The sequence below is a fragment of the Variovorax sp. OK605 genome, assembly GCF_900115445.1.
In the GTDB taxonomy this organism is placed as follows: Bacteria; Pseudomonadota; Gammaproteobacteria; order Burkholderiales; family Burkholderiaceae_C; genus Variovorax.
This window is the reverse complement of the sequence record NZ_FOWL01000005.1, coordinates 132983-145440: the sequence shown is the minus strand read 5'-3', so window position 1 is coordinate 145440 and position 12458 is coordinate 132983. Positions and strand designations below refer to the sequence as shown.

Genomic DNA, 12458 nt, shown 5'->3' with positions numbered 1-12458 from the left:
ATCTATTTCCGGGCGGCCACCTCGCGGCAGCGCTTCACGTTCGCGTCGAAACGCGCGGCCAGCCCGGGCTCGCAGTCTTCGGAGGGGGCGAGCCGGCACATGCCGACCACAGCGTAGTCCATGACGGCGGCGGTGCACATCGGGTAAGCCGCGAGATCGGGGTTGGCCGTGACCTTGAAACCCCAGCGTTCCGAGAACTGCACCGTGCGGACCATGGCGCCGTGGAAGAAGCTGCGGTCCTTGGCGGCGATGGCGGCCTCCATGCGGGGCAGCTCCTCGTTCAGGTAGCCGACCGAGTCGAGCGGGAAGCCGGACGGGTCCTGCTGCGCGGTGGCCACCGATGCGGCAACGACCAGCGGCAAGACGGCCAGCGTGCGCAGGACCGGAGAGAGGGAGAAACGTGGGAGCGTGCGGTGGAAATGCATGGCTGCGAATTCTGCAACGTTTTGAAGCACTTTTGAAATGCCGCGACGCGCCGGCACCACGCCTACCGGCCCTTCTTCTGCTTGTCGAACTTGCGCCAGTACTGGAACTCGTCCTCGTGCACCTCGAGGTCGATCTCCGAGATGCGCTGCTGCAGCCGCTCCTGCACTTCGGCCACGGCCTTGTTGTAGACCAGCGGGCCGACCTCTTCCAGGAAGAAGCCGAGCAAGGCGCCCGCGCCGATGTTGCCGATCGGCTCTTCCATGTTCTCCTGGAAGTAGCGCTGGATCGACGTGATGGCCAGCTGGCGCGCTTCCTTCGAAATCTCGATGGTCATGGGTGTGCGTTTCTCAGGGGTTCGGTCGATCGATTGTGCCGGCCCCGGCCCCGGCCCCGGCCATGACCCGGGCCGCGAACCCGCATGCCGCGCCGCGGCGTCCTTCGCTACCATGCGCACCACACAACAACACCGGAGACAGACACATGAAGTTCCGCCCTGCCGCGCCCGCGGCCCTGGCATCGGCAGCCCTGGCCGCTCTTGCGGCCCTGTCGGGCTGCGCGCCCCTGACGCCCACCGTGCCGCAGCGCCAGCTGATGCTGGTCGCCAACGACGAGAAGCAGACGTGGAACGACGCCGGCGTCGTGGCCCTCGGCCCGGTGGGGCGCGACACGGTGCAGGTGCTGGACATCGGCACCGACCCGCTGGCGCCCAAGGTGCTCGGCACGCTGCAGCTGGACAACACCATCGCCGGGCCGCCGACCAACCTCGCGATCACGCCCGGCGAAACGCTGGCGCTGGTGGCCAACTCGCTCAACGTGGTCGAGGAGAACGGCCTGCGCAAGCAGGTGCCCGACAACCGCCTCTTCGTGATCGACCTGACCACCACGCCCCCCAAGCTGCTGGACACGCTGCAGCTGGGCAAGCAGCCCTCGGGCCTGTCGATCAACCGCGCGGGCACGCTGGCGCTGGTGGCCAACCGCGCCGACAACTCGGTGAGCGTGCTGCGCATCGCGGGCAAGAAGGTCACGCTGATCGACACCGTGGCCGTCGGCGAGTCGGTGGCGCACGTGCGCTTCACGCCCGACGGCAAGCGCGCCCTGGCCGCCAAGTTCCCGAGCCACAAGATCGCGCTGCTCGACGTGAATGGCGAGAAGGTCAGCTACAACAAGGTCGACCTCGCGGCGGGCCTGTGGCCCTACAACGTCGACGTGACGCCCGACGGCAAGCTGGCGCTGACGGCCGACAACGGCAACGCGGGCGCGTCCGACGGCCAGGTCGACACGGTGAGCGTGATCGACATGGAAGCGGCGCCGCCGCGCGTGATCGACAAGGTGGTGGTCGGCGACGGCCCCGAAGGCCTGGCCGTGAGCCCGACCGGCAAGCATGCGGTGGCGGTGATCCTGCGCGGCAGCAATGCGGCGAAGAGCGCCTACTTCTACAACCGCAACGGCTCGGTGGTGCTGCTGAAGATCGACGGCAAGAAGGTCACGCGCGCCAACGAGGTGGTGGTGCGCGGCCTGCCCGAAGGCGCGGTGTGGAGCGCCGACGGCAAGTACCTCTACGTGGGCAACTTCATCGACCAGGACATCTCGATCCTGCGCCTGGACGGCGACACGCTGGTACCGACAGGCAAGTCGTTCCCGCTGCAGGGCCATCCGGCCGCGATGCGCGGGACAATGACGCACTGACCGAACCACTTTCCCCCGAACGAAGAAGACATGGCGCAACCCAAACGACAACTCCGCACGCTCGAACGCGGCATCCTCTGCCTGGTGATCGGCGCCGCCGTCCTGCTGGGCCCGCGCTTCCTGCAGGGCACGCGCTGGTTCGAGATGGTCGCGGGCGCGTACCTGGTCGGCTGGTTCGCGCTGGTGTTGGGCGTGGCGCTGATCGTGGTCGAGCTGGTCAAACGCGGCAAGCCGCGCCAGTAGCCGACTGTTCCGACCGCGGCGGCAGGAGGCTCAGGCCTTCTTGCCGCGCAGCTTGCCGACCAGCTCCACCACGGCCAGCACGACGGCGCCGGCCACCAGGCCCACGCCGGCGTTCACGCCCATCGAGCCGAGCGTGCCGAACACGCCGCCCGTGGCCTTGGCCCAGTCTTCCACGGCATGGCCGAAGGCGGGCACGCCGTGCACCAGGATGCCGCCGCCCACGAGGAACATGGCGGCCGTGCCGGCCACCGACAGCGCCTTCATGAGCCAGGGCGCCGCCCACAGGATGGCGCGGCCGAAGGCCTGCGAGGCGGCGCTGGCGCGCTGGCTCAGGTAGAGGCCCGCGTCGTCGAGCTTCACGATGCCGGCCACCAGGCCGTACACGCCGATGGTCATGATCAGCGCGATGCCGACCAGCACGCTCAGCTGCGTCAGGAAGGGCTGGCCCTGCACGGTGCCCAGCGTGATGGCGATGATTTCGGCCGACAGGATGAAGTCGGTGCGCACGGCGCCCTTGATCTTGTCCTTCTCCATCGCGACCACGTCGACCGAGGCGTCGGCCACGGCCTTCTCGTGGCGCTCGGTGCCGGCGTCGTGCTCCTTCTTGTGCAGGAACTTGTGCGCCAGCTTCTCGAAGCCTTCGAAGCACAGGAACGCGCCGCCCACCATGAGCAGCGGCGTCACCAGCCAGGGCAGCCAGGTGCCGATGGCCAGCGCCGCGGGCACGAGGATGGCCTTGTTGATGAACGAGCCCTTGCACACGGCCCAGACCACGGGAATCTCGCGCTCGGCCCTGACGCCGCTCACCTGCTGCGCGTTGAGCGCGAGGTCGTCGCCCAGCACGCCGGCCGTTTTCTTGGCGGCCACTTTGGTGAGGATCGACACGTCGTCCAGGACGGTCGCGATGTCGTCGAGCAGCAGGAGAAGGCTGGTGGCCATGGGCAAGGGGTGGGCTGAAAAAGAAGCGGCGAGCTTATCCGCTGCCACCACCCCGCCCTTGCAATAACCGTACGCATTCGCCCCGAACGTGGGGCGAATGCAGGCAAATGCGGCCCGGATGCGAACTTACGGACGAATCAGAGCGCGAATCAGAGGGCGCCGACCGCCAGCGTGAGCATCGCGAGCAGCGAGGCGCCGAACAGCACGAGCCCCACGCGGCGGCGGCGGTGCGTGAGCATCCACAGCGCCACGCCCGACAGCGACAGGAAGATCAGGCTGCCGGCCAAGGTGTCGACCAGCAGGATCCAGGGCAGCGGCATGCCGCCGCCCTTGTGCATGTTGGTGAGCGTGGCGACGAAGCCGTTGTGCGTGGTGGACACGCCGACCGAGCGGTTGCCCTGCCAGTACTCGGCCTGGACGATCTCGTTGGGACCGCCGAAATTGAACACCCAGTGCGCCGGCTGCGTGAGCGCCGGGGCGGTCTTGTCGCTCTTGTCGGCCCAGGCCACGGGCTTGGCCGCCTCGATGCGGCTGCTGTTGGGCGGCCCGCTCATGCGCAGCGCGCCCTGCAGCCACTGGCCCATGGCCTCGGGCGTGTCCGGCACGGGGTCGGGCAGCGCCAGCTGGGCGCGGGTGCGCTCCTGGGCCTGCGGCAGCTTCAGCACGTTGCGGTGGTTGAGCCAGATGCCGCTGAAACCGAACAGCAGCCCCAGCACCGCGCCCCACAGGCCGAACCAGCCGTGGGTGCGGCGGATCCACTGCACGACGGCCGTGCGGCGCTGGTGGGCGCGCACGCGCGCGGCGTGGTCGAGGGTGCTGCCTTCGGTGCTCATGCCGGGCTCAGGTCACGTTGCGCTTGAGGCGGATTTCCTCGACGCGCACGGAGCCCATGGCGGTCGTCTTGGCGGTCTTCATCTCGCGCTTGAAGCCGGCGAGTTCGTGGAAGCGCAGCGCGCGGTCGTTGCGAATGGGCACCCACACGGTGACGGTGGTGCAGCCTTCTTCTTCCAGGCCTTCACGGGCGGCGTCCCAGAGGGCCACGCCCACGCCCTTGTCCCAATGCTCGGGCTTGACGTAGATGGCCCAGATTTCGCCGGTGGTGGGCGGGGTCTTGGGGTCGCGCGAGCGGTCGAAGCCCACGAAGCCGACGATTTCGCTGCCCAGCACGGCCACGCGCACCTGCGGTTCGCTGTACTCGATGGCTTCGCGCCACTTGGCCTCGCGCGAGGCGGGGGCCAGCACGGGCAGTTCTTCTTCGGGGAGGATGCCTTGGTAAGCGGCCTTGGCGGCCAGGGCATGGACTTCGGCGACGGCCTTGGCGTCGCGCAGGGTGGCGGGGCGAACTTCGTAATCTGACATGAATGCGGGGAAATCAATGGGACCGCGTATTGTCGCCGCACCGCTAAACTGCCCGCTGTATCCGTCGTAACAACAGGAGAAATCGACATGGCCAAAGGTCAGCAACGCGCCAACAAGGAAGCGAAGAAACCGAAGAAGGACACTTCGCCACCCAAGCCCGTGGGCACTGGCGGCATCGAGCCCGTGCGCACGATCACCACCGCCGTGATTCCCCGCGGCAAGCTCAAGAACAAGTGACCGACGACGCGCCAGCACCGGCGCCGGAAGCCCCAGCACCCGTCCCGGTGGCAGCTGCGGCCAAGAAGGCCCAGCCGCGCAATCCGCTGCACGGGCTCACGCTGGAGGCCATCGTCACCACGCTGGCCGACTACTACGGATGGGAGCACCTGAGCGAGCTGGTTCCCATCCGTTGTTTCGCGATCGACCCGAGCGTGGGCTCCAGCCTCAAGTTCCTGCGCAAGACGCCGTGGGCGCGCGAGAAGGTCGAGAGCCTCTACCTCTTCATGCTGCGCGAGCAACGCCGCGAACAGCAACAGAACCAGCCACCGCAGCCATGAAGGTCCGACTCGAGCCCTCGGGCCTCGACTTCGAGACCGACGCGGACACCACGCTTCTGAAGGCCGCCGAGGCCGCCGGCATCGAGCTGCCGAGTTCGTGCCGCAACGGCACCTGCCGCACCTGCATCTGCCTGCGGCTCGCGGGCGAAACCCGCCACACCATCGAATGGCCCGGCCTGAGCGCCGAGGAAAAGGCCGAGGGCTGGATCCTGCCCTGCGTGGCGCTGGCGCTGGGCGACCTCTCGCTCGAGGTGCCGGGCGCGCGCTCGCTCTTCGCGGACTAGGACTGCACGGGTCCGGGCTGCGGCCGCACCGCCGGCACAGCCACCACCAGCCGGTCGCGCCGGGCCAGCGACGGGAACAGCTTGAACCAGGTCAGCGCGACCAGCATCGTGCCCACGCCGCCCACCACCACCGAGCCGACCGGCCCGAGCAGCGCCGCCGTGGCGCCCGACTCGAACTCGCCCAGCTGGTTGCTCGCGCCGATGAAGATCGAGTTGACCGCGCTCACCCGCCCGCGCATGGCGTCGGGCGTCTCCAGCTGCACCAGCGTCTGGCGGATCACCACGTTGACCATGTCGGCGCCGCCCGAAACGGCCAGCGCGATCAGCGACACGATGAAGCTCTTCGAGATGCCGAACACCACCATGCACAGCCCGAACAGCGCAATGGCCAGCAGCAGCGTGCGGCCCACGTTGCGCTCCACCGGCCGGCGCGTGAGCGCGATGGACATCACCAGCGCGCCCACCGCCGGCGCGCCGCGCAGCAGGCCGAGCCCCCAGGGGCCGGTGTGCAGGATGTCCTTGGCGTAGATGGGCAGCAGCGCCACCGCGCCGCCCAGCAGCACCGCGAACAGGTCGAGCGAGACCGCGCCGAGCACGGGCTTGCGCTTCCAGATGAAATCGACGCCCGCGAACACCGTGGCCAGCGTGACCGGCTCGCGCGCGGCCGGCGTGTAGGCATAGCGCAGGCGCAGCACCAGCGCGCAGGCCAGCGCGAAACACACCACGCTCGCGCCGTAGACCACCGCCATGCCCGCCACGAACAGCAGGCCGCCCAGCGCCGGTCCGCCGATGATCGCGCCCTGCATGCCGGCCGAGCTGAAGGCCATGGCGCGTGCCAGCATGCCGGGCGGCACCAGCAGCGGCGTGAGCGCCTGCTGCGCGGGCATCTGGAAGGCCCGCACGGCGCCCAGCACCAGCGACAGGCCCAGCAGCAGGCCGCGCGTGTCGTGCCTGTCCATCACCGCCAGCAGCAGCACCAGCGCCACCAGCCCCTGCACCGCGAAGCACGCGGCCACGATGCGCCCGCGGTGGTGGCGGTCGACGATGTGCCCCGCCAGCAGCGCCAGCAGCAGCGCCGGCACGAACTGGTAGAGGCCGACCAGGCCCAGGTCCCAGGCGCTGCCGGTGAGGTCGTACATGTGCCAGCCGATGGCCACCAGCAGCATCTGCGAGGCGGCGGTGCCGAACAGGCGCGCCGTCCACATCTGCATGAACGGGCGTTCGCGCGTCAGGTCGGAAAAGCTGGGGGGAGAGGTGGCGCCGGCCGCTGGAAGGGCGGTGGCAGCGGGAGAGGAAGCGGGGGCGGGAACAGGAGCTGGAGCGGGGCCGGACATTCGTTCGAGGATATCCGAGCCTGCATGAGCGGGCCGTGAGCATGCCGCAACGCCCCCGCGGCGCGCTCTCTAAACTCGGCGTACCCATGACCGCCGCGCCGCCTTTGCACCCCGTTCACGAAGACCCTTACCTGCTGGTGCTCGACAAGCCCGCCGGCCTGCTCTGCGTGCCCGGCCGCGGCGAGGACAAGCAGGACTGCCTGAGCACGCGCGCCCAGTCGCAGTGGCCCGACGCGCTGATCGTGCACCGGCTCGACATGGGCACCAGCGGCCTGGTGGTGATGGCGCGCGGCACCGAAATGCAGCGCGCGCTGAGCGCGGCCTTTGCCGAGCGGCGCGTGCACAAGCGCTATGAGGCCGTGGTCGACGGTGCGATGCCGCTGCGCGAAGACTGGTCGCTGATCGACGCTCCGCTCATGGCCGACTGGCCGCGCCGCCCGCTGCAGAAGATCGACCCCGAAGGCAAGCCGAGCGCCACGCGGTGGAAGGCGCTGTCATTGCCGAGCGGCGAGCCCGCGGCCACGCATGTGCTGCTGGAGCCGCTGACCGGCCGCTCGCACCAGTTGCGCGTGCACCTGCTGTCGATCGGCCATCCGATCCTGGGCGACGCGCTCTATGGGGACGCGGCCTTGCAGGCGCGCGCGCCGCGCCTGCTGCTGCATGCGAGCGAACTGGGCTTCGTGCACCCGGTGACGCGGCAAGAGCTTTGTTTCAAGCGGCCGGCTGAATTCGTGATCACCCCGTAGCCTCCTGGCTTTGGGTTTCTTTCTTAATTGAAGCCGCCCTTCACCACCAGCACCGGCATGTTGGCGTCCTGCAGCACGCGCTGCGTCACGCTGCCCAGCAGCAGTTTCTCGATGCCGCTGCGCCCGTGCGAACCCATCACGATCAGGTCGGCCGCGATGGCGATGGCCGTGTCGACGATGCCTTCGTGCACCACGTGGCCGTCGATCACGCGCTGGTCGCTGTGCAGGCCTTCGGCCGCCAGCGCCGCCACGCCGCGCGCGAGCGCCGCATTGGCGCTGGCCGTGGCGGCGGCCAGGTATTCGTTCTGGCCGAGCGCGTAGTCCGCGCCCACGCCGATGAAGGGGTAGTTGTCGATCACGTGGATCAACGTGATGCGGCTGCCGAAAGCCAGCGCGAGGCCACTGGCCTTGCTGACGGCGAGCATGGAAGTTTCGGAGCCGTCGATCGGAACCAGGATGTGATTGAACATGGCGGAACCTCGCTTTCGTTCGCAGACAGACACGGGCGGTGCGAGTTTGAAGTCACATGGCGCCGGGTCTCGAATTTAACCGCTGTTGTGCGGGCGGGCTGTAGGACTCGGGCCAGCGACCCCGCGCTGCTTGCGCGCGTGTGCCGCCGCCCCGCTCCGGTGGGGGTTCAGTCCCCCTGGAAACCCTTGGATCGGCAGGTGACCACGAGCGTGTCGCGCCAGCCTTCGCCGCCCTCTTCGAGCGGCTGGATCGGCGTGGACTCGTGGATCACGCGCGCGTCGTCGAGCACCAGCAGGCTCCAGGGCTCGGTCATGGTGAAGCGCTCGCCGCGGCGGCCATTGGCCTCGAACACGCGCGTCTCGCCGCCCTTGATGCCGTGCCGCCCGAGCAGCGCCACGGCCACCAGGTCGACGCCGTCGCGGTGCGCGCCTTCGGGTGTCGGGCGGCCGATGCCGCCGGCGGTGTCGATGCGGAACTGGTGCGCTTCCACGTACCAGCGCTGCGGTGCCGCGCGCATGTCGCTGCTGGCCTTGCCGAGCTGCTGCAGCAGGCGCTGCCACGCCGGCTTGGCCACGGTGGCGTCGAGCATCGGCGCGAACCAGCGCTGCATGCCGCCATGCAGCGCGTTGTATTCGACCGGCTGCCAGTGCGCGCGATGCGGCACCTGCTGCAGCGTGGCCTGCTCGTCGGCCTCGACGGTGAAGCAGGCGTGGCGGCGCGTGCGGTAGCGCCCGCCGTCCTTCAGGTAGTCGTCGGGCGGGAGATCGTTCCAGTCCACATGCAGCGCGTTCAGCTCCTCGATCGGAACCCCGAGCCATTCGCTCACGCCTTGCGGGCTCAGCACCGCGTAGCCTTGGTCGCGCAGGGCGGCGGTCAGCTCCGGGGGGGCGATGAACGGGGGAGTGAAGGCGGCGGTGGTCACTGCGCGGCGACCTTCACGTCCTTCCAGAACGCGACGCGGTCGCGGATCTCTTCGGCTTCGGGCTTGGGGTCGGCGTAGTACCAGGCGGCGTCGGTGTTGAGCTCGCCGTTGACCAGCAGCGAGTAGTAGCTGGCGGTGCCCTTCCAGGGGCAGGTGGATTTGTGGTTGCTGAAGGTGACGTAGTCGCGGTTGAGCGCGCTCATCGGGAAATAGTGGTTGCCTTCGACGAGCACGGTGTCGTCGCTTTCGGCGATGGTGACGCCGTTCCAGGTTGCTTTCATGTCTTGGACTCCAGGGGGAGGGGTTGCGGGCGCTGGCCGTTGCGCTGCCGCACGGGGCGTTGGTATTGTGCCGTTGCTTGCGGCTTCGGCTTTTCTGTTGCCGTATCCACCCTATTTGGGCTGGTTTATTTTCCGGGGCCGGGTCTCGCCCCGGCAGGCGACTCACTTTCTTTTGCTTCGCCAAAAGAAAGTAAGCAAAGAAAAGGCGACCCTGCTGTCTGCGACCCCTGCGCTTCGCTACGGGGCAACCTGCGGTGCTCACGTTTCGCGGGGTCTCGCAGAACTCGCTCCACTGCGTTGCGCTCAAACAGCTGCGAGCCCTGATCCGCGAAACGCTCCGCTCCTCGGCGCAGCCAGAAGGGTTTGGGATCGGGAACCGACGCGCCATCGCTGCGCTCGGCTTAGGAACGGCCATCACAGAAAGCAGAAAGACGGTCGCACCCCGTCCTTGCCCTGCCCTGCCCTGCCCCTGGTTCAACCACTGCAGGCGCGCAGCGCCCGCAGTGCATCGGGCCGAGCGACGCGATGGCCTGTGGGTATCCACCTCCCCTCTGGCTGCGCCGAGGAGCGCAGCGTTTCGCGGATCAGGGCCCACCCTTGTTTGAGCGAAGCGAGTTTGGGTGGGACCCCGCGAAACGCGAGCACCGCAGGTTGCCCGCAGCGAAGCGGAGGGACGCAGACAGTGGGGTCGCCTTTTCTTTGCTTACTTTCTTTTGGCGAAGCAAAAGAAAGTGAGTCCGCCGCCGGGTGGAATCCCGGCCTCGGGAAAAAACTAGGCAGCCAGCCAATGCACGCTGAAGAGCCTCTCAGGATCCGTCCAAACAGCCCCCGGCCGAAACCCCGCCCGAACAGCCAAGGCACGAAGCCCCTCGACAGTGAACTTGTGCGAGTACTCCGTATGAATGGTCTCGCCCTCCTCGAACCCAAATGTCTCCCCGTTCAAGGAAACGCTCTGGGCCCGACGGCTCACAAGGTGCATCTCGATCCTGCGCAGAGGCGCGTTATAGAACGCAGCATGCGAGAACCCATCCAGATCGAAGTCCGCATCGAGCTCTGAATTCGCACGCCGCAGCAGGTTCAGGTTGAACTCCCCCGTCACCCCTTGCGCGTCGTTGTAGGCCGCGTGCAACCGCCCCGGATCCTTCACCAGGTCCACGCCGATCAGCAGCCCGCCGCCACGCAACATCCGCGCAGCCAACTGCAAGAAGGCCAGCGCCTCCTCAGGCTCGAAATTCCCGATCGTCGACCCCGGAAAAAACCCGACCCGGCGCCCTGCTCCCGCGACAGGCGCAGGCAGCACCAAGGGCATCGTGTAGTCGGCCGCAATAGGCTGCACCAGCAACGCCGGATAGTCGGCCTTCAGCCGCTCGGCGGCCGCCTCCAGATGCTCACCGGAAATGTCGATCGGCAGATAGCGCTTGGGAGATTCCAGCGCGTCCAGCAACAGCCGCACCTTCGTCAACGACCCCGCCCCGAACTCCACGATCTCCGCGTTCGGCCCCACCTGCGAAGCAATCTCCCCCGCGCATTCGCCAAGGATTCGCAACTCCGTGCGCGTCGGGTAGTACTCCGGCAAGTCGCAGATGCGGTCGAACAGCTGCGACCCCGCCGCGTCATAGAAGAACTTGGGCGAAATGCTGCGCGGAGAACGCGCCAGCCCCTCCTGCATCTCGCGCCCGAACTCGGACAACGGCGCTGCGGTTGCAGCTTCGGCCGCAGGAGAAACGCGGGGCTTCTGCTGCGCCTTCGCGGACACGAACGACAACGAGGAAGAAGAAATTGGATTGCGCATGATCAAAGGTCTTTCGCGAGCCGCAGCCCCGAGAACTGCCAGCGCGCCGCCGGCGGAAAGAAGTTGCGATAGCTGGGCCGCGTATGCCCCGCGGGGGTGGCCACGCTGCCGCCTCGCAACACCAGTTGCCCCACCATGAACTTGCCGTTGTATTCGGCCGCGATGCCCGGCATGGGTCTGAAGCCCGGGTACGGGTCGTACGACGAACGCGTCCACTGCCAGACGTGCCCCGCCATCTGCGAGATGCCGTGCGCGTCGTACGCCGCTTCCCATTCGAACTCGGTCGGCAGCCGCGCGCCGGCCCATTCGGCATACGCGGCGGCTTCATAGAAACTGAGTTGCGACACTGGCGCGTCCGCCTCCATCGGCCGCACGCCGTGCAGGCCGAACACATGCCAACCGCTCGCGTTCTGCGCAGCGCCCGCCGCACCGCCAAAGCCCAGCCGAGGATCGTCGGACGCGAGCCAGTACGCCGGATGCCGCCAGCCGTTGGCCTGCACCGCGGCCCAGCCGTCGGACAGCCACAGCTCGGGGCGCTGGTAGCCGCCGTCGGCAATGAACTGCGCATAGTCGCCGCAGTTCACCAGCCGGTCGGCAATGGCATGCGGCTGCACCAGCGCACGGTGACGCGGTGTCTCGCTGTCGAACGAAAAGCCCTCGCTTGCATGCCCCACCTCGACCACGCCGCCTTCCTGCGCGATCCAGCGCATCGCAGTCGGCACCGACGCCAGACGCAGCGCGGGTCCGCTCGCGGGCTTGTAGGCCGGCAGCATCGGGTTGCACGACAGCGCATGCAGGATGTCGGTGAGCAGCAGCTCCTGGTGCTGCTGCTCGTGGTTCAGGCCGAGCGTGACGATCGGTTCAATGACGGCCCAGTCGAGCCCGCCCTGCTCCAGCAGCGCCACCACGGCCTCGTCGACATGGCGGCGGTACGCATGCACTTCGTCCACGGACGGCCGCGTGAGCAGGCCGCGCTGCGGGCGCGGATGGCGCGGGCCGAGCGCCTCGTAGTACGAGTTGAAGAGGTAATGAAAACGCACGTCGAAGGGCCTGTAGCCCGTGGCGTGCGGCTCCAGCAGCACGGTCTCGAAGAACCACGTGGTGTGCGCGAGGTGCCACTTCGTCGGGCTCGCATCGGGCATGGACTGGATGCACTGGTCTTCGGCGGAAAGCGGGGCGGCGAGTGCGAGGCTGGCGGCACGCACTTCGCGGAACTTGTCGCGCAGTGCGCCTGCCGCCTGCGGGGTCGGCCGGGAAAGCGTCATGGGGTCTCCAGTCGGGTCAGCTGCAATTTGTAGCCCATCCCGGTTACGGCGGCACGTAGGACAACGCCCCGCGGGACATCGACCGGAAGATCCGCCGGAAAATCGGCGGGCAGCCACTGTGGCACAAGATGCCGGGGCGTGCAGGGCGGCTGC

General features: G+C 68.3%; 17 protein-coding genes. 6 read left to right on the top strand and 11 right to left on the bottom strand.

From position 1 onward, the window contains the following. Window positions 1-2: 2 nt before the first annotated feature. Together BM013_RS14985 and BM013_RS14980 are read right to left on the bottom strand one after the other, a co-directional pair. The gene (locus BM013_RS14985; RefSeq protein ID WP_093128338.1) at window positions 3-425 is read right to left on the bottom strand and encodes a hypothetical protein; all 423 of its coding nucleotides are present in this window, start codon (window positions 423-425) and stop codon (window positions 3-5) included. A 62-nt stretch (window positions 426-487) separates the two neighbouring features. Continuing rightward, on the bottom strand, window positions 488-760 hold the full coding sequence (locus BM013_RS14980; RefSeq protein ID WP_093128337.1) for a DUF2164 domain-containing protein: 273 nt from the start codon (window positions 758-760) through the stop codon (window positions 488-490). Between the two features lie 146 nt (window positions 761-906). On the opposite strand from BM013_RS14980, the gene BM013_RS14975 reads away from it, so the two are divergent. Then, window positions 907-2112, top strand: coding sequence for a YncE family protein (locus BM013_RS14975; RefSeq protein ID WP_093128336.1), 1206 nt, complete (start codon window positions 907-909; stop codon window positions 2110-2112). 30 nt (window positions 2113-2142) lie between these two features. Continuing rightward, entirely contained in the window at window positions 2143-2355 is a 213-nt protein-coding gene (locus tag BM013_RS14970; RefSeq protein ID WP_093128334.1) for a hypothetical protein, read from the top strand. Window positions 2356-2385: 30 nt separating this feature from the next. Here the strand turns inward: BM013_RS14970 and BM013_RS14965 are convergent, their stop codons facing one another. The 3 genes from BM013_RS14965 to BM013_RS14955 all read right to left on the bottom strand — a co-directional run bounded on the left by BM013_RS14965 (window position 2386) and on the right by BM013_RS14955 (window position 4653). After that, window positions 2386-3294, bottom strand: a complete 909-nt coding sequence (locus tag BM013_RS14965) for a DUF808 domain-containing protein (protein ID WP_093128333.1) — start codon at window positions 3292-3294, stop codon at window positions 2386-2388. A 149-nt stretch (window positions 3295-3443) separates the two neighbouring features. Next, on the bottom strand, window positions 3444-4127 hold the full coding sequence (locus BM013_RS14960; protein ID WP_093128332.1) for a PepSY-associated TM helix domain-containing protein: 684 nt from the start codon (window positions 4125-4127) through the stop codon (window positions 3444-3446). Window positions 4128-4134: 7 nt separating this feature from the next. Beyond that, window positions 4135-4653 carry a GNAT family N-acetyltransferase gene (locus BM013_RS14955; RefSeq protein WP_093128331.1) on the bottom strand — a complete coding sequence of 173 codons (519 nt, stop codon included), beginning with the start codon at window positions 4651-4653 and terminating at the stop codon, window positions 4135-4137. An 87-nt stretch (window positions 4654-4740) separates the two neighbouring features. On the opposite strand from BM013_RS14955, the gene BM013_RS41220 reads away from it, so the two are divergent. From BM013_RS41220 to BM013_RS14945, 3 genes are read left to right on the top strand one after another with little or no spacing between them, the layout of a single operon-like run. Continuing rightward, a complete protein-coding gene (locus BM013_RS41220) occupies window positions 4741-4890 on the top strand; it encodes a hypothetical protein (RefSeq protein ID WP_015866429.1) in 150 nt (49 codons plus the stop codon). A gap of 47 nt (window positions 4891-4937) precedes the next feature. Beyond that, a complete protein-coding gene (locus BM013_RS14950) occupies window positions 4938-5210 on the top strand; it encodes a VF530 family protein (RefSeq protein WP_093128330.1) in 273 nt (90 codons plus the stop codon). Beyond that, entirely contained in the window at window positions 5207-5494 is a 288-nt protein-coding gene (locus tag BM013_RS14945; protein ID WP_093128328.1) for a 2Fe-2S iron-sulfur cluster-binding protein, read from the top strand. The genes BM013_RS14950 and BM013_RS14945 overlap by 4 nt, the downstream gene beginning before the upstream one ends. Here the strand turns inward: BM013_RS14945 and BM013_RS14940 are convergent. Continuing rightward, on the bottom strand, window positions 5491-6705 hold the full coding sequence (locus BM013_RS14940; RefSeq protein ID WP_093128327.1) for an MFS transporter: 1215 nt from the start codon (window positions 6703-6705) through the stop codon (window positions 5491-5493). The genes BM013_RS14945 and BM013_RS14940 overlap by 4 nt on opposite strands. Before the next feature lie 209 nt (window positions 6706-6914). Between BM013_RS14940 and BM013_RS14935 the strand changes: the two genes are divergently transcribed. Beyond that, the gene (locus BM013_RS14935) at window positions 6915-7574 is read left to right on the top strand and encodes an RluA family pseudouridine synthase (protein WP_093128325.1); all 660 of its coding nucleotides are present in this window, start codon (window positions 6915-6917) and stop codon (window positions 7572-7574) included. Window positions 7575-7597: 23 nt separating this feature from the next. Here the strand turns inward: BM013_RS14935 and BM013_RS14930 are convergent, their stop codons facing one another. From BM013_RS14930 to egtB, 5 genes are all read right to left on the bottom strand, one after another. Further along, window positions 7598-8044 (bottom strand): universal stress protein, encoded by a 447-nt coding sequence (locus BM013_RS14930; protein WP_093128323.1) that lies wholly within the window; start codon window positions 8042-8044, stop codon window positions 7598-7600. 167 nt (window positions 8045-8211) lie between these two features. Then, window positions 8212-8967: a 2OG-Fe dioxygenase family protein gene (locus tag BM013_RS14925; protein ID WP_093128322.1), complete on the bottom strand. Its 756-nt coding sequence runs from the start codon at window positions 8965-8967 to the stop codon at window positions 8212-8214. Continuing rightward, window positions 8964-9248, bottom strand: coding sequence for a DUF427 domain-containing protein (locus BM013_RS14920; protein ID WP_093128320.1), 285 nt, complete (start codon window positions 9246-9248; stop codon window positions 8964-8966). Before BM013_RS14920 ends, BM013_RS14925 begins: the two co-directional genes overlap by 4 nt. 772 nt (window positions 9249-10020) lie before the next feature. Beyond that, on the bottom strand, window positions 10021-11040 hold the full coding sequence (gene egtD / locus BM013_RS14910; RefSeq protein ID WP_093128319.1) for an L-histidine N(alpha)-methyltransferase: 1020 nt from the start codon (window positions 11038-11040) through the stop codon (window positions 10021-10023). Window positions 11041-11042: 2 nt separating this feature from the next. Then, complete coding sequence (gene egtB / locus BM013_RS14905; protein WP_093128318.1) at window positions 11043-12305, bottom strand: ergothioneine biosynthesis protein EgtB; 1263 nt, start codon at window positions 12303-12305, stop codon at window positions 11043-11045. Window positions 12306-12458: the final 153 nt, after the last annotated feature.

What these genes read in the sequence shown, in the direction of transcription:
- BM013_RS14985 (WP_093128338.1), bottom strand. Translation starts at nt 425, where the DNA reads ATGCATTTCCACCGCACGCTCCCACGTTTCTCCCTCTCTCCGGTCCTG.
- BM013_RS14980 (WP_093128337.1), bottom strand. Translation starts at nt 760, where the DNA reads ATGACCATCGAGATTTCGAAGGAAGCGCGCCAGCTGGCCATCACGTCG.
- BM013_RS14975 (WP_093128336.1), top strand. Translation starts at nt 907, where the DNA reads ATGAAGTTCCGCCCTGCCGCGCCCGCGGCCCTGGCATCGGCAGCCCTG.
- BM013_RS14970 (WP_093128334.1), top strand. Translation starts at nt 2,143, where the DNA reads ATGGCGCAACCCAAACGACAACTCCGCACGCTCGAACGCGGCATCCTC.
- BM013_RS14965 (WP_093128333.1), bottom strand. Translation starts at nt 3,294, where the DNA reads ATGGCCACCAGCCTTCTCCTGCTGCTCGACGACATCGCGACCGTCCTG.
- BM013_RS14960 (WP_093128332.1), bottom strand. Translation starts at nt 4,127, where the DNA reads ATGAGCACCGAAGGCAGCACCCTCGACCACGCCGCGCGCGTGCGCGCC.
- BM013_RS14955 (WP_093128331.1), bottom strand. Translation starts at nt 4,653, where the DNA reads ATGTCAGATTACGAAGTTCGCCCCGCCACCCTGCGCGACGCCAAGGCC.
- BM013_RS41220 (WP_015866429.1), top strand. Translation starts at nt 4,741, where the DNA reads ATGGCCAAAGGTCAGCAACGCGCCAACAAGGAAGCGAAGAAACCGAAG.
- BM013_RS14945 (WP_093128328.1), top strand. Translation starts at nt 5,207, where the DNA reads ATGAAGGTCCGACTCGAGCCCTCGGGCCTCGACTTCGAGACCGACGCG.
- BM013_RS14940 (WP_093128327.1), bottom strand. Translation starts at nt 6,705, where the DNA reads ATGCAGATGTGGACGGCGCGCCTGTTCGGCACCGCCGCCTCGCAGATG.
- BM013_RS14935 (WP_093128325.1), top strand. Translation starts at nt 6,915, where the DNA reads ATGACCGCCGCGCCGCCTTTGCACCCCGTTCACGAAGACCCTTACCTG.
- BM013_RS14930 (WP_093128323.1), bottom strand. Translation starts at nt 8,044, where the DNA reads ATGTTCAATCACATCCTGGTTCCGATCGACGGCTCCGAAACTTCCATG.
- BM013_RS14920 (WP_093128320.1), bottom strand. Translation starts at nt 9,248, where the DNA reads ATGAAAGCAACCTGGAACGGCGTCACCATCGCCGAAAGCGACGACACC.
- egtD (WP_093128319.1), bottom strand. Translation starts at nt 11,040, where the DNA reads ATGCGCAATCCAATTTCTTCTTCCTCGTTGTCGTTCGTGTCCGCGAAG.
- egtB (WP_093128318.1), bottom strand. Translation starts at nt 12,305, where the DNA reads ATGACGCTTTCCCGGCCGACCCCGCAGGCGGCAGGCGCACTGCGCGAC.